Source organism: Paenibacillus sp. cl6col, from assembly GCF_900102125.1.
Classification (GTDB): domain Bacteria; phylum Bacillota; class Bacilli; order Paenibacillales; family Paenibacillaceae; genus Paenibacillus_B; species Paenibacillus_B suaedae.
In genome coordinates, this window is record NZ_FNAZ01000003.1 from 212,123 (window position 1) to 232,712 (window position 20,590).

General features: G+C 47.7%; 16 protein-coding genes and 1 pseudogene. All 17 read right to left on the bottom strand.

Going from position 1 to position 20,590, the window contains the following annotated elements; all coding sequences use genetic code 11:
* The 17 genes and pseudogenes from BLS15_RS08920 to BLS15_RS09000 all read right to left on the bottom strand — a co-directional run bounded on the left by BLS15_RS08920 (position 1) and on the right by BLS15_RS09000 (position 20,464).
* Entirely contained in the window at positions 1-1,281 is a 1,281-nt protein-coding gene (locus BLS15_RS08920) for an EF-P 5-aminopentanol modification-associated protein YfmF (protein ID WP_175460756.1), read from the bottom strand.
* 244 nt (positions 1,282-1,525) lie between these two features.
* Complete coding sequence (gene sleB / locus BLS15_RS08925) at positions 1,526-2,281, bottom strand: spore cortex-lytic enzyme (protein ID WP_021256492.1); 756 nt, start codon at positions 2,279-2,281, stop codon at positions 1,526-1,528.
* Positions 2,282-2,423: 142 nt separating this feature from the next.
* Positions 2,424-5,180: an FtsK/SpoIIIE family DNA translocase gene (locus tag BLS15_RS08930; protein ID WP_028531185.1), complete on the bottom strand. Its 2,757-nt coding sequence runs from the start codon at positions 5,178-5,180 to the stop codon at positions 2,424-2,426.
* 171 nt (positions 5,181-5,351) lie between these two features.
* Entirely contained in the window at positions 5,352-5,561 is a 210-nt protein-coding gene (locus BLS15_RS08935) for a YlzJ-like family protein (protein ID WP_021256494.1), read from the bottom strand.
* Between the two features lie 251 nt (positions 5,562-5,812).
* Positions 5,813-6,520: pseudogene (locus BLS15_RS08940) on the bottom strand (ClpP family protease); the annotation flags it as partial.
* A 178-nt stretch (positions 6,521-6,698) separates the two neighbouring features.
* Entirely contained in the window at positions 6,699-8,375 is a 1,677-nt protein-coding gene (locus BLS15_RS08945; RefSeq protein ID WP_021256496.1) for a ribonuclease J, read from the bottom strand.
* A gap of 231 nt (positions 8,376-8,606) precedes the next feature.
* Positions 8,607-9,482 (bottom strand): 4-hydroxy-tetrahydrodipicolinate synthase, encoded by an 876-nt coding sequence (gene dapA, locus BLS15_RS08950; protein WP_021256497.1) that lies wholly within the window; start codon positions 9,480-9,482, stop codon positions 8,607-8,609.
* 59 nt (positions 9,483-9,541) lie between these two features.
* The gene (dapG, locus tag BLS15_RS08955; RefSeq protein WP_021256498.1) at positions 9,542-10,759 is read right to left on the bottom strand and encodes an aspartate kinase; all 1,218 of its coding nucleotides are present in this window, start codon (positions 10,757-10,759) and stop codon (positions 9,542-9,544) included.
* 128 nt (positions 10,760-10,887) lie between these two features.
* Complete coding sequence (locus tag BLS15_RS08960; protein ID WP_021256499.1) at positions 10,888-11,928, bottom strand: aspartate-semialdehyde dehydrogenase; 1,041 nt, start codon at positions 11,926-11,928, stop codon at positions 10,888-10,890.
* A gap of 73 nt (positions 11,929-12,001) precedes the next feature.
* A complete protein-coding gene (locus BLS15_RS08965) occupies positions 12,002-12,595 on the bottom strand; it encodes a dipicolinate synthase subunit B (protein ID WP_021256500.1) in 594 nt (197 codons plus the stop codon).
* Positions 12,592-13,491, bottom strand: coding sequence for a dipicolinate synthase subunit DpsA (gene dpsA, locus BLS15_RS08970; RefSeq protein ID WP_021256501.1), 900 nt, complete (start codon positions 13,489-13,491; stop codon positions 12,592-12,594). The genes BLS15_RS08965 and dpsA overlap by 4 nt, the downstream gene beginning before the upstream one ends.
* 163 nt (positions 13,492-13,654) lie before the next feature.
* Entirely contained in the window at positions 13,655-14,149 is a 495-nt protein-coding gene (dut, locus tag BLS15_RS08975; protein WP_172619420.1) for a dUTP diphosphatase, read from the bottom strand.
* On the bottom strand, positions 14,082-15,356 hold the full coding sequence (locus BLS15_RS08980) for a M16 family metallopeptidase (RefSeq protein ID WP_021256503.1): 1,275 nt from the start codon (positions 15,354-15,356) through the stop codon (positions 14,082-14,084). The genes dut and BLS15_RS08980 overlap by 68 nt, the downstream gene beginning before the upstream one ends.
* 63 nt (positions 15,357-15,419) lie before the next feature.
* Positions 15,420-16,412 (bottom strand): polysaccharide deacetylase family protein, encoded by a 993-nt coding sequence (locus BLS15_RS08985; RefSeq protein ID WP_227774550.1) that lies wholly within the window; start codon positions 16,410-16,412, stop codon positions 15,420-15,422.
* Positions 16,413-16,617: 205 nt separating this feature from the next.
* Complete coding sequence (pnp, locus tag BLS15_RS08990) at positions 16,618-18,822, bottom strand: polyribonucleotide nucleotidyltransferase (RefSeq protein ID WP_021256505.1); 2,205 nt, start codon at positions 18,820-18,822, stop codon at positions 16,618-16,620.
* Positions 18,823-19,021: 199 nt separating this feature from the next.
* The gene (rpsO, locus tag BLS15_RS08995) at positions 19,022-19,291 is read right to left on the bottom strand and encodes a 30S ribosomal protein S15 (protein WP_021256506.1); all 270 of its coding nucleotides are present in this window, start codon (positions 19,289-19,291) and stop codon (positions 19,022-19,024) included.
* Positions 19,292-19,486: 195 nt separating this feature from the next.
* Complete coding sequence (locus tag BLS15_RS09000; RefSeq protein ID WP_021256507.1) at positions 19,487-20,464, bottom strand: bifunctional riboflavin kinase/FAD synthetase; 978 nt, start codon at positions 20,462-20,464, stop codon at positions 19,487-19,489.
* Between the last annotated feature and the right edge of the window lie 126 nt (positions 20,465-20,590).

Consider the following 20,590-nt stretch of genomic DNA (forward strand, 5'->3'; position numbering starts at 1 on the left):
TTAAGCCTCCTCCTTATTGCGCAAGAAATAAATGGTATCCAAGTGGAAGGTCTGCGCGACTTCTTGAATATGTGCAGCTTCAATATGCTCTACCTCATCAATGAGCTGGGATGTTGTGCGCTCTCTTCCCGATAACACTCGATTGAAATCAAAGCCAATCATCTCAAACGAAGAATCATCAATCTCCCGCAATTGATTCGCAATCATGGCCTTAGTCTGGCTAATTTCAAGCGATTGCAGCTGCCCAGCCTTCATCGCATCCAGCTGCTCGATAATAATTTGACGGGCTTTGTCGAAGTTCTCGAACTCAATACCTGACTGAATGGTACAAATACCCTTGTGGCCTTCAAAGCGAGAAGCTGCATAGTATGCAAGGCTGTTTTTCTCCCGTACATTTATAAACAGCTTTGAATGCGGGTAACCGCCTAATATGCCATTGTACATAAGCACGGCAGGATAAGCATCGTCCGCATACGTAATCGTAGATCGAAGCCCCATATTCATTTTGCCCTGGCTAACCTCCAAACGTTCAATGACGGTGTTCGGTTCACCAATACGTGGTACTGGAATAGAACGTGCATATGGTGTCTCCACGTTTCGATCGATACGGAATGAAGCCTCGACACAGCGTTCTACTTCTTCATAGGACGTATCTCCAACAACATATACATCAATCGCCGCATGCTCAAGCAGCCAGCGATACTTATCGGTTAAGGTCGCTGCATCAATTCCATCCAGATCGTCCCGATTACCAAGCGCATGCAGTCGATACGGTTCATTCTTGCACATTTCTTCCACACAGCGTTCTGCTGCGTAGCGAATTTTATCGTTGACAATAGATTCAATCCGCTGACGCACTGTCTGCTTCTCTTCTTCTACATACTTATTGCGCAATGTTCCATTGTCCATAACTGGTGCTGTAATGGCTTCACCCAAAAACTGAAATGCTTGGGCAAGCAAAGACTCAGATGAATTTACAAATGCATCATTAATAACGTCCATGCGGAACTGGATAATTTGATAATCTGCTCGCTTGAACACATCGAAGCCGAAGCCCGCTCCATACAGCTCATCAAGTCGCTCGCGGAACCGAATCGTCTCTGGATAAGAAGCCGTCCCTCTCCGTAATACAAAAGGCGTAAGTGCCGTACTCGTTACGGTATCCTCTTGAAGAGGAATGCCCACATACACAGAGATGGCGAACGTTTTGAAGCGCTTTGTCGGCATAACATGAACACGCATGCCTTTAACCTTTCCCCGTTCAAATGTCGGTTTGCTCACCATATCTAACCCCATTTCTTCCGTGATTGTCACGGTGAATTGCAACCATGTTGCATGTTATATTCAGTGATAATCCAATGTATACCTTCTCGCTTCCGTACACATATGATCAATCGTTCAACATCCCTAACATACCGAAATGGAAACAAAGAAGCAAATGGACTGAACGCCATTGCTTCTTCATCCCGCTTCTGTATGTAGCATCCCGTACCGTCTCATCTCAACCGTCGCTTCGGTCACTTGATTACATACAGAAGATATGTTTGCCGATTGTTTTGACTTGAGGTCGAGTCCAAATCCACTTCGAAGTTGCCGTCTCAGGGTTGAAATAGTACAGACAGCCACCAGAAGGATCCCAGCCATTTATGGCGTCCTTCACTGCTCGTTTGGCATTCTCGTTCGGTTCCAGCCAAATCTGTCCATCCGCTACTGCAGTAAATGCCCCTGGTTGAAAAATTACGCCATACGCTGTCTTCGGAAAGCTTGGCGACTTCACACGGTTCAATATTACCGCAGCTACAGCTACTTGTCCCTCATAAGGCTCACCGCGCGCTTCGCCATACACGGCATTGGCCATAAATTTTAAATCATTCTCCGACAACCCTAAATTGTTGGAGCCGCTAACATTATTATTTGTTGAGCCAGATGGCTTGTTAGGTGCCGTTCCTCCCGAAGTTTCAGGCTTCCAATTTTTCGTAGCTTTTACTAGCATTTCTTTGGTTTTCGATCCAACGATTCCGTCTGACTTCATTCCGAACTTCCATTGGAACCATGTCACTGCATTCTTCGTCGCGGGACCAAAGATTCCATCTGTCTTGCCATCATAGTAACCAAGGAATTTCAATCGACCTTGTAACTCCTTCACATCTTGGCCTTGGGAGCCTTGCTGCAGTGTTGCATTGCTAAATGTGGCTTCCGTCTTGCCCATATGCTTGTACTGGAACGCTCCAATTAGCATGAATACAATACATATCGTGATCCAAATCATCCGTTTTCTCATGCCTAACGTCTACCTCTCTCTTGTGAATTTAACAGGATTGGCAACATTATTATGAGATAACGGATAGAGATCTATGCACTTACAGCCAACACCTACTGCATAAGCAAAAGAGAGCGCAGGGCGCTCTCTTTCTGTATCCTATTTAGGATGAAATTTTGCTTTGTTGATATTGTTCCAATGTGATCAGCACTTCACGCGGCTTACTGCCCTCATGCGCGCCAATCAAGCCCTGCATATGCATATGATCAATCAGACGACTGGCGCGGTTATATCCGATGCGCATCCGGCGCTGCAGTAGCGATGCCGAGGCTTGCTGCGCTTCGAGCACGATTTGAATCGCTTGATCATACAACTCATCGACCGGTTCATCAGAAGCATGTCCACTCTCATCGATTTCCGGCACCAGCTCTTCGTTGTATTCCGCCTGCGCTTGACCGCTTACGAACCCAACGACTGCCTCGACCTCTTGGTCGGACAGGAATGCGCCCTGCACACGAATCGGCTTGGATGAGCCCATCGGTAGGAATAGCATGTCCCCACGTCCGAGCAGCTTCTCGGCGCCTGCCATATCCAGAATTGTTCGTGAATCCACCTGGGACGATACACCGAACGCGATACGAGACGGAATATTAGCTTTAATAACCCCGGTAATAACGTCAACCGATGGGCGCTGGGTCGCAATAATCAGATGGATACCAGCTGCACGCGCCATTTGAGCTAATCGGCATATTGAATCCTCTACATCATTGGCAGCAACCATCATCAAGTCCGCGAGCTCATCGACAATAATGACGATATAAGGAAGTACCTTGTCTGGCTCATCTGCAACCAGCTTGTTATACCCTTCAATATTCCGAGTCGCCGATTTGGAGAACAACTCATAACGCTTTTCCATTTCAACAACGATTTTCTTCAAAGCAAGCGAAGCGCGTCTTGGATCAGTAACGACTGGCGCAAGAAGATGCGGGATGCCATTGTATACATTCAGTTCTACCATTTTCGGGTCGACCATGAGGAACTTCACTTCATCCGGCTTCGCCTTATACAAGATACTCGTAATAATCCCGTTGATACATACCGATTTCCCCGAACCTGTAGCACCTGCAACGAGCAAATGAGGCATTCGAGCAAGGTTGCCTACAATCGGCGTCCCGGCAATATCACGGCCTAATGTAATGGACAACCGTGACGGAGCATCAATGAAAGTTGGTGTCTCCATGACCTCTCGCATCGTAACGATTGATACTTCATTGTTCGGAACCTCGATCCCAATCGCGGATTTCCCTGGTATGGGCGCTTCCATCCGAATGTCCTTCGCTGCTAAGGCAAGTGCGATATCATCAGACAGGCTGACAATGCGGCTAACCTTAACCCCGATGTCAGGTTGGATTTCATAGCGGGTAACTGCCGGCCCTCGAACGACCTCTAGTACCTTCGCTCGAACGCCGAAGCTCTCGAGCGTAGCTTCCAGCTTGCGAGCTGTCTGCATGAAGTCGGCTTGATCGCCGCCCTTCCCATTTCCCTGCTGCTTCGCAAGCAGGTTGAATGGAGGCATCTTGTACGGCTTCGGAGGCGGCTTTTGGACAACGACTGCCTGCCCTGAGCCTTCACCGTCACTGAGCAATCCATCTGTCTCCAGATGGATATCACCCTCATCACCTGTAAGCTCATCCGCATGGTTATGCTCAATCTGCCCGTGCTTCATGTCTTTCGACTTAGCTTGGTTCTCATTGTTCCAATCATCTTCAATGTCGTCTGCTGCCTCATCAATAGGAGAAGTGTGCGGCTTGGTAAATCCACTGATTGCTACATCCTCTTGGGAATCCGAATTATCAATATGATCGACGTCCGCAGTTGCTGTAAAATCACGGAACAATGGAGCATGGGATTGTTCGTCATCCTGTTCAATACGAGCAAGGAGTGCGTTCAGCTTCGAAGCTTTGCTTACCGTATTCATTGCAGCGGCTCCAGCCTCTGGCTGTATAGTGTGCTCTTCATTTAATCTAGCTGCGTGCGGCTTGCTTGTATATACAGCAGAACCTTCATTGTATTCTTCATCATCTTCTTTGGTGGCGAGGAATCGCTTCTTGCTTGCCTCACTGATTTTGCCGAATATCTGCATAAATACAGGTGTGCGGCCTTGTAAATTCTCATCATCTTCTTCATCATCAAGCGCATCATCGAGCATGTAATCGTCGTCTGCGTCCTTCTTCGCCGATTTACGCTGCTTGTTTTCCATTCGTTTGCGCTCATTGATACGCGCTTTGCGCTTCTTCTTCATGACAGCCGCGAATTTCTTCAATTGGGTGCGAATCAGCCTCACAAGCTCAACATAGGAAAGCTGTGTAGCCAGCATGAAACCAATGAAGAGCATGACGATGGTGAGCAGTTTTGTTCCTAATGCACCAAATAATACAAATAAGGTACAATAAAGAATTGCACCTATATATCCGCCGCTAATGTCTTTCTGCAGCATCGTTCCAGCCGTGCCTGTATCGGTTGCTTGCACGAGTTCTAAGTTCAAAGCATTATGTATGTCTTTCAATATGTATCCAGCACTTACTTCATCCGTTGCAGTTGGCAAAATACGTTGTTCTACCGCGTGCACGGTACTTATCATCGTCAAAGCAAGAATAATGACCATGATGCCGCTCTTGCGGGAGTTCCAGCCTGAAGGCCACTGGCGTTTAATCATTACCGACAATCCAATATATATGAACACGAGCGGTATGAAAAAGTACCATTTACCAAGCAGCAAGCCTGATATTTTAGATAAGGAGCGCCCGAACGCCGCCCCGCCAGCCAGCGCAATGACGGAACAGGTAATCAGCAATATGCCATAAATTTCGTATTTCAGGCTCTTGCTGAAGGATTGCTTTTTCTTCTTCTTACGGGCCAAAATGCCGTCACCTCCATCCCTTATTATAACACAGAACAACCGTTCTTCCTATGACCATTCCATAACAAGGGAATTGAGAAAAATAAAAAAGACAGAGCCGGGTAGGATCTGTCTAAATGAGAAATATGGATCAGTGTGGATCACGTGACCTCACATCGCACAAGATAACACTTAGCGTAGAGGAATAATCGTACCGGGTGAAAACCCCGGATCCAGAAAATCATGCATACTTGTGTCTTTCAGCAATCGTTCGATACGAACCGTCGTATTGTCAACCTGCTGTACAAGCAAGGTGCGTCCCTGCCACTGCATTTCGAAAAAAGACGGCTCCTTGTCAATCCCTTGCAGCACTTGCTCCATCGGAATAATTGTGTGCAGCATTATCCTCGCTCCTTTGCTGGCACATACATTGCCTGTGTACCAGTATGCTGCGGATTAGTCCCACACTGTCCACCTAATAGCATTGGCTGCTCAGACGTGTTGGCCTGATGTTCACAATGATTCGAATGTGCTCCATGCTGGGCATGCTCATGATGGCCTTGATTATGTTGTGCTTGTTCATGCTGGACGTGCTCATGATGACCTTGATTATGATGGCCTTGATCATGGTGCCCCTCCTTCGAACATCTCTCTGCACGCTTCTCTTCAATCAAGCGATTCAAATGCTCCAATGCAGTACCAATTCCGCCGACTTCATCAATTAGGCCATGCTTGACAGCATCCTGTCCGATTACCGTCGTCCCAATGTCGCGGGTCAGCTCGCCAGTTGTGAACATTAAGTCCTTGAATTTGTGTTCCGAAATATTCGAATGAGCTTTAACGAAGCGAACGACACGTTCCTGCATTTTCTCTAAGTACTCAAAGGTTTGCGGAACGCCAATGACAAGACCTGTTAATCGAATCGGATGAATCGTCATCGTCGCTGTCTCCGCGATTACACTCACATTGGCAGACACAGCAATCGGCACTCCTATACTGTGCCCTCCTCCAAGTACCAAGGTCACCGACGGCTTGGACAGGGAGGATATCATCTCTGCGATAGCCAGACCTGCCTCTACATCGCCACCAACCGTGTTCAATACGATAAGTACACCCTCAATTTTATGATTTTGCTCCACTGCGATAAGCTGAGGAATGACATGTTCGTATTTCGTTGTCTTGTTCTGTGGAGGCAATACGATATGCCCCTCAATCTGACCGATGATATTCAAGCAATAAATATTTGACTCACCAGTTGACGGAATCGATGCCGTCCCCAGCTGTTGGATCGTTTCTACCGTTGGCGGACCCTTGGGTAGCTGCTGCGGCTGTCCCTGTGGATCTAAAGGCTGTTCGTTCATCATGTTCCATTACCTCCAATTGACCGGTACAATGCCGTCATAGCATGCTTCACCCTGCGATGTTTTATACAGCAGCGGGAACGCAAAAAGCCGCCGTCCCTACCTTACGGCAGGAACGGCGGCTGATAACGTTCGTGAGCGAGAATGACTGGTGACTGGGATTCTCGCTCACTTCGTTCTATACTTCCATAATGATTGGCAAAATCATTGGACGACGGCGCGTTTGCTCGTATAAGAAACGTCCAAGCGCATCCTTCACATTCGTCTTCAGTGATGCCCATTCGTTCACATTTTCATTCATTAGCTTATGCAGTGTTGAAGTGACGATGCGGTTCGCTTCATCAAGCAGTCCTTCCGATTCCCGAACATAGACAAATCCGCGAGAGATGATGTCTGGTCCTGACAAAATCGTACCTTCCTGCTTGCTGAGTGTAACAACAACAACCAAAATTCCGTCTTGGGAAAGCAGCTTCCGATCGCGCAATACGATATTGCCGACATCGCCGACACCAAGACCATCGATAAGTACATAACCGGATTGAACCTTAGAGCCACGACGTGCAACACCATTTGTAATTTCAACAGTATCACCGATATCTGTAATGAAGATATTCTCGCGCTCAATTCCGACTGCTTCCGCCAAATCAGCGTGGTTGCGCAACATACGGTATTCACCGTGAATCGGAATAAAGTACTTCGGTCTCATCAGATTCAACATCAGTTTCAATTCTTCTTGACTGCCGTGACCAGATACATGGACGCCAGTCTTCGATCCGCCATAGATGACATGTGCGCCTAGTCGGCACAATTCATCGACAGTTCTACCTACGTATTTTTCGTTTCCTGGAATTGGTGTAGCTGCGATAACTACGGTATCACCTGGCAGAATATCAACCTTGCGGTGCGTAGAACGCGCCATGCGCGTCAAGGCTGACATCGGCTCGCCTTGGGAGCCTGTGGACAGGATTACTACCCGGTCAGCAGCCATCTTGTTCACTTCTTCAGGTTCGATCAGCATTCCATCAGGTATGTTCAAGTAGCCAAGTTCGGAAGCGATCGTGACGACGTTCACCATGCTCCGACCAATGACTGTTAATTTACGGTTTGTTGCATATGCTGCATCAATGACTTGTTGAATACGGTGAATATTTGAAGCGAATGTCGCAACAACTACACGCTGCTCTGCCTTCCGGAAGATATCTTCCAGAACGACACCCACACTACTTTCTGATGGTGTAAAGCCTGGGCGTTCTGCATTCGTACTGTCGGACAGCAGTGCAAGAACTCCTCTCTGGCCAATTTCCGCCATACGCTGCAGGTCAGCATACTGACCGTTGACCGGCGTATGGTCAAACTTAAAGTCTCCTGTATGAACGACGCATCCTTCGGGTGTATCAAGACATACACCAACCGAATCCGGGATGGAGTGGTTCGTCTTGAAAAAGCTTGCACGAATAGCTCCGAGCTGAATTTCCGAGTCAGCTGTAATTAGAATTCGCTTTGTTTCACCTAGCAAATTCGCTTCCCGCAATTTGCTCTCAATCAATCCGAGCGTTAATCTTGTTCCGTATACTGGAACGTTCAAATGCTTCAGTACATATGGCAACCCGCCAATATGATCTTCATGTCCGTGCGTAATCAAGATTGCTCTTACTTTATCTCGATTCTCCGTGAGGTATGAAATATCCGGGATGACAATATCTATTCCGAGCATGTCTTCTTCCGGGAACTTCAACCCTGCGTCTACGACGACGATATCGTTACCGTATTGGACGACGTACATATTTTTTCCGATTTCACCTACGCCGCCCAATGCGAAGATGGACAATTTATCAACGTTGTTTTTCTTCGACAATTGGATCTTAACCTCCTATATTCAATTGGCCGTCGTACCAATGAACATCCTTCTTTTGAAAAATATACCGCACCCAGTCACTTGATATCCATTATACATGAACAAAAGTAAAAAACACAAGTCGGCGATTTGTCCTCCTATTGTTGCCGAAAAACACAAAACCGATGCTGGTTCTCAGCATCGGCTTCGTAAGTGCGCTATTATGCACATTGTAAAAGTTCTATTTTCCTATTATTTCTTAATGGATTGAACAAGCTCACGGATCGCTGCAGCCTCATCCGAAGTTGCCTCAACAAGCGGCAAACGGACGCTCCCTACCTCGAAACCAGCTAACTGGAGAGCATACTTCACTCCAACTGGATTCGGGCATAAGAATATTCCCTTAAATACGGGGAACAGTTCGAGATGCAGTCTGGCTGCTTCTTCATGTTGACCAGCCAGATAATGTTCAATCATCGCTTTCATCTGTGCACCTACGAGATGGCTAGCAACGCTGACAATCCCATACGCACCAACGGCCAAAGTAGGCAATGTCATAGAATCCTCACCGCTATACACTCTAAAAGAAGCGGGTGCACCAGCAACGATCTGCGATGTTTGCTCAAGACCAGCACACTCCTTCGTAGCAACTACATTTGGCAGTTCAGCCAAACGTAGCGTCGTCTCGACAGAAATGCTCGATGCAGTCCGTCCTGGAACGTTGTACAGCATGATTGGCAAAGAGGTAGAGTTCGCAATGGCCTCAAAATGTCGATACATGCCTTCTTGTGTCGGACGATTATAGTAAGGAGCGACAAGGAGGATGCCATCAACGCCCGCTTCCTCTGCTGCCTTCGTCAAATGAATGGAATGAGCTGTATTATTGCTACCTGTACCAGCAATAATGCGTGCACGTCCATTTGCCTTCTGAGCTGCAAAACGGAATAGCGCAATCTTTTCGTCGTCTGTCAATGTAGGAGATTCCCCTGTCGTCCCACACACAACGATACTGTCGCTCTTCTGTTCTTCAATCAAAGCATTCAGCAAACGCTCGAACTCAGACCAGTTTACCTCATTATGTTCATTGAACGGCGTCACCATCGCCGTAATTAATCTACCAAAATCCACTAAAGGCTCCTCCTCCTGCGACAATATGCACAAGACCCGGACATCCCTAGCGCTGCGTGCTATCGATTCAGATGGAACTTCGCATGCAGCGCTCGCAAAGCCCGAACCATATCTTCCTTGCGTACAAGAACCCAAATCGTTGTATTGGAGTCGGCGGATTGAAGAATCTGAATTTCTTGCTCTGTCAAGGCTTCTACGATGTGTGCCATAATACCTGGCACCCCATTGATGCCTCCACCGATTACAGATACTTTCGCACAACCCGATAACGATTTTGGCTCGAATCCCATCTCTTTGAGCACATGCAGTGCCCGCGGCGCATCGCTATCAAATACCGTATAAACCGCGCCAGAAGGGGTTACATTAATAAAATCAACGCTAATTTGATTTTGTGCCATTGCCTTGAACACTTTTAATTGCAAATCATATACGCCTTCGCGCGATTCCACCGTGATTTGCGTTACATTGCCGACATAGGCAATTCCCGTTACAAAGCGATCAACGATGTCAGGCTGCATATCTCGGAACCCTTCCGGATTCGTAACGAGCGTTCCTTCTTCATCGCTGAATGTCGAACGAACGCGAACAGGCACCTGCGCTTGCATCGCAATTTCCACCGCCCGCGGATGAATAACTTTGGCGCCGTGATGTGCCATGTTGCATATTTCTGCATAACTAACGATCGTAAGCGGCTTCGCGTCCTCTACCAGTCGAGGATCTGCCGTTAGGATGCCGTTAACATCCGTATAAATATCGACAATTTCTGCGTGCAGCGCCGCACCCAATGCTGTTGCAGATGTATCACTGCCACCACGGCCAAGAGTCGTAAAGTCACCTGTTTCTGTTTGGCCTTGGAATCCTGTTACAATTACAACCTGTACATCTTTCCACGCATCAACGACCCGATCCGGAGTAACATCCAGAATACGGGCATTATTGAAGTGGCTATCTGTCTTGAAACCAGCTTGAGCACCTGTTAGCACAGTAGATGTAATCCCCTCACTGTTCAACAAGCTGCACAGGGTTGTAGCCGAGATAATCTCGCCGCAGCACAATAGCATATCCTTCTCACGTGCTGGCAAACTGTCCCCGTTCTGACCGGCCCAATCAAGTAATGTATCGGTTGCATATGGCTCTCCTCGTCTTCCCATTGCTGATACAACCACAGCTAATTGGTAACCCTGCGCCAGTTCCCGACGGATATGGTGTATGACTCTTTCTCTGGCTTCGGGTGTAGACAAGGAAGTTCCACCAAATTTTTGTACTAATATTCGCATGTATTATTTCCCCCAACTAATGAACACTGACTGCCAGAACGAAATATAAGGCTATTCAACGAATCACGCAGTGACCAAGCTGAACACACCTTGTCAAGTAAGACAAAAAGGCAGGAGCGGCCTGCCAATTACTGCCGCTCCGAAGCGATGTACTCTGCGATTTGTACCGCGTTCCATGCAGCGCCTTTCATTAAATTGTCGGATACGACCCACATATTCAATGCGCGTGGCTGAGACAGATCACGACGCAAACGGCCAACGAAAACATCTGGCTTGCCTGCAGATTCGGTAGCAAGCGGGTACTTCTGTTCAGAAGGCTCATCGACGAGCGTCAATCCTGGCGCGTTTGCCAACAGCTCGCGCACATCCTCCATTTGGAAGTCGTCCTTCAACTCAACATATACAGATTCAGAGTGGCCATATACGACCGGAATTCGGACGCATGTTGCCGTCACTTGAAGGCTATCATCATTCATGATCTTCTTGGTTTCACGGATCATTTTCATTTCCTCGAGCGTGAATCCATTATCTTGGAACTTATCGATTTGAGGAATAGCATTGAATGCGATTTGATGCTTCACGGGCAAAGAACCAACTGGAAGAATGTCCGGCTCAACTTCATTGCCTGCAAGCACTTCTGTAGATTGACGCAACAGCTCGCTAATCGCTTTGCTGCCAGCGCCTGACACTGCTTGATACGTAGACACGATGATGCGGGAAATACCGTAGCGATCATAGAGCGGCTTCAAGGCTGCTACCATTTGAATCGTGGAACAGTTCGGATTGGCAATAATGCCTTGGTGTTCCTTCACTTTCTCGATGTTCACTTCTGGAACTACGAGTGGTGTGTTGGGATCCATACGGAATGCATTGGTATTGTCAATACATACCGCTCCGCGTTCTACAGCTGCTGGAGCCAACTCTTTACTAACGTCGCCGCCTGCGCTGAACAGGGCAATATCAACGCCTTCGAAGCTCTCCGGTTTCGCTTCCTCAACCGTAATTTCTTGACCGTCAAATACGATCTTCTTACCGGCTGAACGTGCCGAAGACAACAACTTCAAAGATTGAATGGGGAATTGACGTTGTTCCAATAATGCAATGATTTGTTCCCCTACTGCACCCGTAGCACCGACTACAGCAACATTATACCGCTTCTGATTCGTCATCTGTCGTTTCTCCCCTCTATACCCACAATCTTTCAAACATCTATTTTATGATAATTTGCGTGGTATGCTATGTTCAGTATAAGAACCGTTCAATTAATACCGGTTGAAGCTGCTTGCCTTCTAATGCTGCATAGCATGCCTCTGGTACCAAGTCCATGCGCGCCACCAATGAATTCGGCTTCTGCTGTGGATTATCTTGGCCGAACGGAACGAAGTATATGTTCTTGGCTACAAGGAGTTTGGCTATATTGGCTGCGTTTAAACCGAGTCCATCATTAGTCGAAATCGCAAGCACAAGAGGGCGCTGGTTGCGCATTTGTGCTTTGGCTGCCATTAGGACAGGGCTTTCTGTCAATGCATTTGCCAGCTTACTCGTTGTATTGCCTGTGCAAGGCGCGATCACCATCACATCCAGCAATTTGGATGGCCCGAGCGGTTCTGCGTCCACAATTGTAGAAATGATATCATTACCAGTAATCTCTTTCAACTGTTTCTGCCAGTGATCGGATTCCCCGAAGCGTGTATCGGTCGTCATGACCGAATGTGATGCAATCGGGATAACGCGCGCTCCAGCATCTACGAAGCGTTTCACCTGAGGCATTACTTCTTCTAATGTGCAGTGTGAGCCTGTTAGTGCATAGCCAACTGTCTTCCCCGTGAAGTTCATTGTCCATTCCCCCGATTCCGCATGTCCTCAAGCAACAGCTGCGTGATACTCTGTGCCAATATTCGTCCAGCAGACTTCGGTGCGACAATGCCTGGCAATCCTGGTGCCAGCATAGCCTTGATCCCCCGCTTCTCCGCGAATCGGAAATCCACGCCACCCGGCAGGGAAGCAAGGTCGATAATCACGGCACGGTTAGGGATTTGCGCTATGACCTGCGCTGTGACTATCATAGTCGGTATCGTATTAAAAAGCAAGTCGATATTTGCCGCCTGACGCGCGAGATCTGCTATGAAAAAAGGCTTGAAACCCATTTCTGTCGCTCTGGCAAAATGTTCATCTCTGCGCACCCCAATCCGCACATTAGCCCCTAAGCCAAGAAGGGTACGTGCCAATGTGAACCCTGTTCTCCCCATCCCAAGTACGACCGATTCAGAACCATGAAGGGTGATATCGGTGTTCTGAATCGCCATCATAATCGCGCCTTCAGCCGTCGGAATGGAATTGTATATTGCAACATCATCCCGATCGAACAATTCAACAAGCGAGAGGCGGTATTTCGCACACAGCTTGCTTAAATATGGTTTGGCCATCCCCGTAAAGACAACACAGTGCTCCGGCAGTACCGCAATATGCTCTTCCGTCAGCACCAATTCATCCGATGTAAAGATGGCATGAACCTTCCCACTGTCATCAGTTCCTACAGCAGGAAGCACAAGAGCATCCGCCTGCTTCAACAGCTCGATAGAGAGGGATTGGCGCTGTACGCCATGATATGGGTTTTGCAGTTGATCGTACCCAACGATCGTGACACTGGCATCTAATTCAGTCAGCTTATGGATGATCTCAAGCTGGCGAGCATCTCCGCCAATAAACACGACCTGAACTCCAGTCAACATCCTCGCTGATCACTCCTTTCACAAACGTGCACACAACGTATAAAACATCTTATGCGCACGCCTAAAAAGGGTGCATCCATGTGCAAGCCCATCTCAAGACGTAAAAAAAACGCAGCTGATTTACCAAAACGGTAATTCAACTGCGTCCTGTTTAATCATTATTTTACTTCGTTCCGGTATGGCCGAAGCCGCCTTCTCCGCGTTCCGTATCAGTCAACTCGTCTACCTCGACAAGTTGAATAGAAGGAACGAATTGAATCACCATTTGCGCAATACGCTCATTGCGCTCAATCGTGAAGTGAGTCTGTCCAAGGTTGGCAAGCAAGACCTTCACCTCGCCGCGGTAATCGGCATCAATCGTTCCTGGTGAATTCAAGCAAGTAATGCCATGCTTATAGGCAAGTCCGCTGCGTGGACGAATCTGTGCCTCTAAGTATCCAGGCATTGCCATGCAAAATCCAGTAGGCACGAGTGCGCGATGGCCGGGTGCTAATGTAAGCGGCTCTTCTACCGCTGCATATAGATCGAAGCCTGCTGCGAGTTCGGACATTTTTTGAGGGAGCGGTACATCCTCATTGCCTGGCAGGCGTTTAATTTGAACTTGGTGTGATTGTTGTAACAAGTTGATCCCTCCTGAAAGCCGATATTGCTTTATCATTTGCTCCGACCATTGAACCTGCGAATGGATGGGAAAGCATACGGTTCAATACAAAGGTAACGTCTTCTAGTTTAATCGATTCAATTCGAGCGATGATCTCATCCAGCGTGAAATGCTTGCCTAGCATCAGCTCATTTTTCCCTAATCGATTCATTCGGCTGCCTGTGCTCTCAAGGCCGAGGATAAGGCTTCCCTTCAACTGCTCCTTGCCTTTGTGAAGTTCTTCCTCAGACAAGCCCTTCACTGCCAGTTCACCTAGCATATCCAAGGTTAAATCAAGCACTTCCTTCGTCTGCTTCGGTGCGGTTCCTGCATAGAGCGTGAATAGACCGCTATCTGCATGTGACGAATGATAGGAGTAAACAGAATAGGCAAGTCCACGCTTCTCTCGAATTTCCTGGAACAGGCGAGAGCTCATGCCGCCACCGATCAAGTTGTTGAGCAATATCATAGCGTAAAGGCGCGGATCTGTCATCGAACAGCCTGGCAGGCTGAGACAAATATGATTCTGTTCTGTCTTCTTCTTATGATATATGAATTCACTATGGAAGCTTGGTTCCGTTAATATGGCCGCAGGCTCATCATTCGTGAATTGTCCGAAGTGCTTCTCCAGCAATTCGATGATCGAGTCATCAAAGTTACCTGCTACTGCAATGACCGTATTCGAGACCGTATAATGATTCTTCATATATGCGCGGAGATGAACAGGCCCCATTGGTGTCAGGCGTTCCTTCGTTCCTAATATCGGATATGCGAGCGGGTGTGCGCCAAAGGCAGCACGAGTAACCAGATCATGCACCGTATCATCCGGTGTATCCTCATACATCGCAATTTCTTCAAGGATTACATTTTTCTCTTTCTGCAATTCCTCGTCCAGCATGGATGACCGGAAAAACATATCGGACAGCACATCAACCGCTATCGGCAAATGCTCATCCAATACTTTTGCATAATAACAGGTATATTCTTTGGAAGTGAACGCATTAACACTTCCTCCGATCGCATCGAAGGAGTCTGCGATTGCTTTCGCATCAAACCGTTCTGTTCCTTTGAACATCATATGTTCGATAAAATGGGAAATCCCGTTGGTCGTTTCATCCTCATTGCGTGAACCTGTCTTAACCCATATCCCAAATGAAACGGAACGGCAGGTTGGTATTTTCTCCATCACGACACGAAGGCCGTTAGACAGCTGCACTTTTTCCACCGGCAATTCCTCCTCGTCCAAGTACATTCCAAGTATGCCTTTCTAATCCTACCAGAAATCTGATCACCTCTCAACTTCAATCGGAGGCACCCGCTTCTCAGAAAGTGTTTCTCCTACCGTACCTGGTACAATGCCCTTTTGCTTCAATATCCGAATCATTTCCTTCAAGGCTGTACTGGATGGCTCCGTTGGATGCATGAGGATCAGTGATCCCGGTTCTGTCTTCTCTTGAAATCTACGCAGTATCGTAGCCACAGAGGGCTTCATCCAGTCTCTCGTATCAAAGGTCCACAGCACTGTCTTCAATCCGAGTGCATGTGCTGTACGTACCGTCAACATATTGAAGTCTCCTGATGGTGGAGCGAACCATTTATTCTCTACGCCAAGCGTTTGCTTCAGCAATTGCTTCGTCTTCTCAATTTGCTGCGTCTGGTGCCCCTCGCTTAGCTCGCTCATATTGGGATGAGAGTATGCATGATTCTCCATCTCATGTCCCGCCGCCTGAATCCGCTTCGCAATGTCAGGATTTTTCTTCAACCAGCTGCCGTCTAAGAAAAATGTCGCATGCACCTTCTCATCTGCTAGCACTTTCAGCATTGGATCGATGTACTCGTTCCCCCAAGCGACATTGATCATAAGCGCTGCCATCGGCTTATTCGGATTCCCTCGATAGATGGGCTGTGGATCTAGACTCGTCAATGAGACCTCCGGCTTCACCTCGCGCATGACCATTTTCAATTCAGCCGAACGATCTTTCCCCGAATTGGCAGTGTACGTTCGCTCAATATCTACTTCCTGCCCATTGTATCCGGGTATTGCCTTCCACACCCGATCAATGCGGGCATTAATTGGAGCAATATATCGTTTGGCTGCTTCCTCCTTAATTCGAGCCATTAATGGATCATTCGCAGCCTTATCCTCTACCCCCGATTGGTAAGCATAGCTCACGGCGAGCTCTGCCTTCTTCTCCTGCAAATAGCTTCTCACATCGGGCTGCGCTACTGCTGCCAGCACGATGACAACTCCTGCTGTTACGGCGAACCATTTCTTTAACATTGGCTGCATCCAGTCCATTCCCTTCCAAGATAGTCCTTTTGATTCTATGCGATTTCGGGACGAGTTATTCGGTCTGGAAGCAATCTATGCCTATCATGCAATCAATACCTATTTTTTGCATCAAAAAAAGAGCCAGAAACCAGTCTGCCTCTTTCCTTGCTACGTATGTTGCCTTCTCAGGCTTGTCTTGCTCGCTGTATCCGACTTAGCTTTGCGGCTTAGACGGACGCGGTCCGCGAGGTGGACGATTGCCGCCCCCTTGTGGTGGTCTGCTGCTGCGTGGACGTTCTGTAGCTGCAGCTTCGGAGCTTGCAGTTCCTTCTGTCTGTGCAGGCTGAAGCAGCACTTTGTGGGACAAATTGATGCGTCCCTGTTGGTCGATCTCGACAACCTTAACCTCAAGCTTATCGCCAATTTTAACGACATCTTCGACTTTCTCTACACGCTCAGTTGACAATTGAGAAATATGCACAAGACCTTCCTTGCCTGGAAGCACTTCAACAAATGCACCGAACTTCTCAACGCGTTTCACTGTTCCTGTGTATACTTCACCAACGACAACTTCCTTCACGATACCCTCGATAATTTCACGGGCACGCTCATTGGACTCTGCATTTGTAGATGCGATGAAGATGCGGCCATCCTGCTCGATGTCAATTTTGACACCTGTTTCCTCGATGATTTTGTTGACGACTTTACCGCCGGCACCAATAACATCACGGATCTTATCTGGATTAATATGCATCGTCAAGATCTTAGGCGCATACTGTGACAAGGATTCACGTGGAGTTTGGATGACTTCATTCATTTTACCCAAGATGTGCATACGTCCTGCACGTGCTTGATCCAACGCTTGTGTCAAGATGCTGCGGTCGATACCATCAATTTTGATATCCATTTGAATGGCTGTAACACCTTCAGCTGTACCAGCAACCTTGAAGTCCATGTCGCCGAGGTGGTCTTCCATACCTTGAATATCGGACAAGATGGAGAAGTGTTCCCCGTCTTTGATCAGACCCATTGCAATACCTGCAACCGGTGCCTTGATCGGAACCCCTGCATCCATCATCGCAAGTGTGCTTGCACAAATACTTGCTTGGGAAGTAGAACCGTTAGATTCTATGACCTCGGATACAAGTCGGATTGTATACGGGAATTCGCTCTCAGGCGGAATCACCTTGGACAAGGCACGTTCACCGAGTGCACCGTGACCAATCTCGCGGCGTCCAGGAGCACGAAGCGGACGAGCTTCCCCTACGGAGAATGGAGGGAAGTTGTAGTGATGCATGAAGCGTTTCGACTCTTCCAAGCCAAGACCATCCAAAATTTGCACATCTCCAAGCGCGCCTAGCGTACAGATGCTGAGTGCTTGCGTTTGTCCACGTGTGAACAAGCCAGATCCGTGAGTACGAGGCAAGAGTCCTGTATCACAATCGATCGGACGAATCTCCTCAAGCTGTCTGCCGTCTGGACGAACTTTATCATGTGTAATCAAGCGGCGAACTTCTTCCTTCACGATATCGTACAAGGTTTCGCTCACATCACTCATATTCTCAGGCGTTTCCACATACAATTGTTCGAAGTGTGCAGTTGCTTCCTGATTGACTGCATCAATCGCATCTTGACGCGCATGCTTCTCAGGAATACGAATTGCCTCAACGAGACGTTCCTTTGCGAACGCACGAACAGCTGCATTCACATCTGTATCAACTGCGTGCAACTTCACTTCCATCTTCGGTTTAGCTGCCATCGCAGCGAATTCTTCAATCTTCGCTACAATTTTCTTAATTTCATCGTGACCGAACATGATTGCTTCAAGCATAACCGATTCCGGTACTTCGTTCGCTTCTGCTTCAACCATCATGATCGCGTCTTTTGTACCCGATACAACAAGGTGAATATCGCTCTTTTCCTCTTGTTCAACGGTTGGGTTGATAATAAATTGACCGTCAATACGACCTACAATCACGCCTCCGATAGGGCCATTAAATGGCACATCAGATATCGTCAATGCAGCGGATGTTCCGATCATTGCCGCGATTTCTGGCGGGCAGTCTTGATCCACGCTCATAACCAAATCCACGATTTGCACATCATTGCGGAAACCTTCCGGGAACAATGGGCGGATTGGGCGGTCAATAAGGCGGCTGGCAAGAATCGCTTTCTCACTTGGACGACCTTCGCGCTTGATGAATCCTCCAGGAATTTTACCTACAGCATATAATCTTTCTTCGTAATTGACAGTCAATGGGAAGAAATCTAGATCTTTAGGTTCCTTCGATGCGGTAACGGTACACAATACGACTGTATCACCGTACTCGACTTTGACTGCGGCATTTGCTTGCTTGGCCAAACGACCCGTTTCCAGGACAAGCCTTCTGCCGCCAAGTTCCATCTCGATGCGGTTCATCGGATCCCTCCTTAAGTTTCACTTTATATTCTTCGTTACTACTCCCATTATTTCCTGCATTTCATTTGAAATACCGTCCTGATGGGAGTTTGTCTACTATCACAATATGTAGTATCATATGCAATCACTAAAAAGCAACCCGGTTGCATGCCGCGATAAGAAGCGGCAATGAACAACCAGGCTGCTTTGGTTCGTGCTATTAACGGCGAAGACCGAGTCTTGCGATCAATGCGCTGTAGCGTTTAACATCTTTGTTCTTAACATAAGCCAACAATTTACGGCGTTGACCTACCATTTTCATCAAACCACGACGGGAATGATGATCCTTCTTGTGTGTACGAAGATGGTCCGTCAAGTTTACGATGTTTTCAGTAAGGATAGCGACTTGCACCTCCGGAGAACCTGTATCCGTAGCGTGCGTCTTATGTTCTTCAATAAGCTGTTGTTTACGCTCTTGAGTCATAGCCATCCTATTCACCTCCTAAAATATGTGTTAGTTTACGCCATTAGCCTCGTCATCGACGGTGAGATCGAATAACCAAGCTATGGACAGGTCGTTTTTCACGACAACGTTATTAGTATAGCATCTCCATCTACAAAAGTAAAACAAGTCTTAGCAATCAATTCGTACAAAGATAGAAGGCTAAGAATATTGTGCACAATATTAGACGCCAATTGTTACTGCAGGCGCCTTATCCATCGTGCTTAGACGTTGGCGCGCTTCCTCTGAATCCGCAGTAATCTGTGCGATCAGCTCTTGTATGGAGCTGAACTTGCGCTCTGGACGAATGTAGCTCATCAGGGCAACCGTTACGGTCTCCCCGTATATATCTTGATCAAAATCAAACAGATGCGCTTCAACCGATTGAACGGTTTCTCCCGTCTTGAATGTCGGCTTCAAGCCAATATTCAGCACACCATCATGCCACGTCCCGTGAACCAGCACCTTCACTGCATATACGCCATTCGCTGGGATGACATATGCTTCTTCTGCCCGGACATTCGCAGTTGGGAAGCCCATCGTACGACCACGGGCGTCACCGTGAACAACCTCGCCGCGAATGATATACGTTCGGCCTAGCAGTCGATTCGCATTGACAACATCACCTTGCAGCAGACTCTCGCGAATCCGTGTGCTGCTCACCTTCACTGCGGTCTCAACATCATTATGTGCCGGTATGATATCCACAGTAAAGCAGCCCTTGCCCCATTCCTGCAGCAATTGCGCAGTGCCTTCTCCACCATGACCAAAGCGATAGTCGAAGCCGACAACGACGTGTTTTACCTTCATACGGCAGATCGCTTCTGCGAACTGCTGCGCGGTAACCTTAGCGAATGACAAATCAAAATGTACAACATACAAACGGTCAAGCCCAAGCTGACTCAAAATCCGTTTTTTCTCCGACAATGGCGTAATGAATCGTTCATACTCCGGCTTGCCGAATACTCCCTTGGGATGTGGATGGAAAGTCATCAGACTTACGGGCAATTGATGCTGCTTCCCGTAGTCCAACGCATGCCGAATGACCTGTACATGTCCCTCATGAATACCGTCAAAATGTCCTAATATTAATACTTGCGGCTGCTCCTGCAGTCGCCAGCTCGAATCATCGAGCGCTGCATGTAATGCTATCGTTTCCATTGTAATCAGAGCCCCTGCGTATTATCGATTTGTGGTTAAACTCCCAATCCAGTTACACGGACAGTAAACCAAAGTTCCTACCTACTAGTATGTTCTCCCTTTCACAAGAGTAGACAAAAGCTAGCG

Coding starts and splice junctions, on each gene's coding strand:
- BLS15_RS08985 (WP_227774550.1), bottom strand. CDS start 16,412: ATGTTAAAGAAATGGTTCGCCGTAACAGCAGGAGTTGTCATCGTGCTG.
- rpsO (WP_021256506.1), bottom strand. CDS start 19,291: ATGGCTATGACTCAAGAGCGTAAACAACAGCTTATTGAAGAACATAAG.
- dut (WP_172619420.1), bottom strand. CDS start 14,149: ATGATAAAGCAATATCGGCTTTCAGGAGGGATCAACTTGTTACAACAA.
- BLS15_RS08935 (WP_021256494.1), bottom strand. CDS start 5,561: ATGCTGCACACAATTATTCCGATGGAGCAAGTGCTGCAAGGGATTGAC.
- dpsA (WP_021256501.1), bottom strand. CDS start 13,491: ATGTTGACTGGAGTTCAGGTCGTGTTTATTGGCGGAGATGCTCGCCAG.
- dapG (WP_021256498.1), bottom strand. CDS start 10,759: ATGCGAATATTAGTACAAAAATTTGGTGGAACTTCCTTGTCTACACCC.
- BLS15_RS08965 (WP_021256500.1), bottom strand. CDS start 12,595: ATGAACTTCACGGGGAAGACAGTTGGCTATGCACTAACAGGCTCACAC.
- BLS15_RS09000 (WP_021256507.1), bottom strand. CDS start 20,464: ATGGAAACGATAGCATTACATGCAGCGCTCGATGATTCGAGCTGGCGA.
- BLS15_RS08960 (WP_021256499.1), bottom strand. CDS start 11,928: ATGACGAATCAGAAGCGGTATAATGTTGCTGTAGTCGGTGCTACGGGT.
- pnp (WP_021256505.1), bottom strand. CDS start 18,822: ATGAACCGCATCGAGATGGAACTTGGCGGCAGAAGGCTTGTCCTGGAA.
- sleB (WP_021256492.1), bottom strand. CDS start 2,281: ATGAGAAAACGGATGATTTGGATCACGATATGTATTGTATTCATGCTA.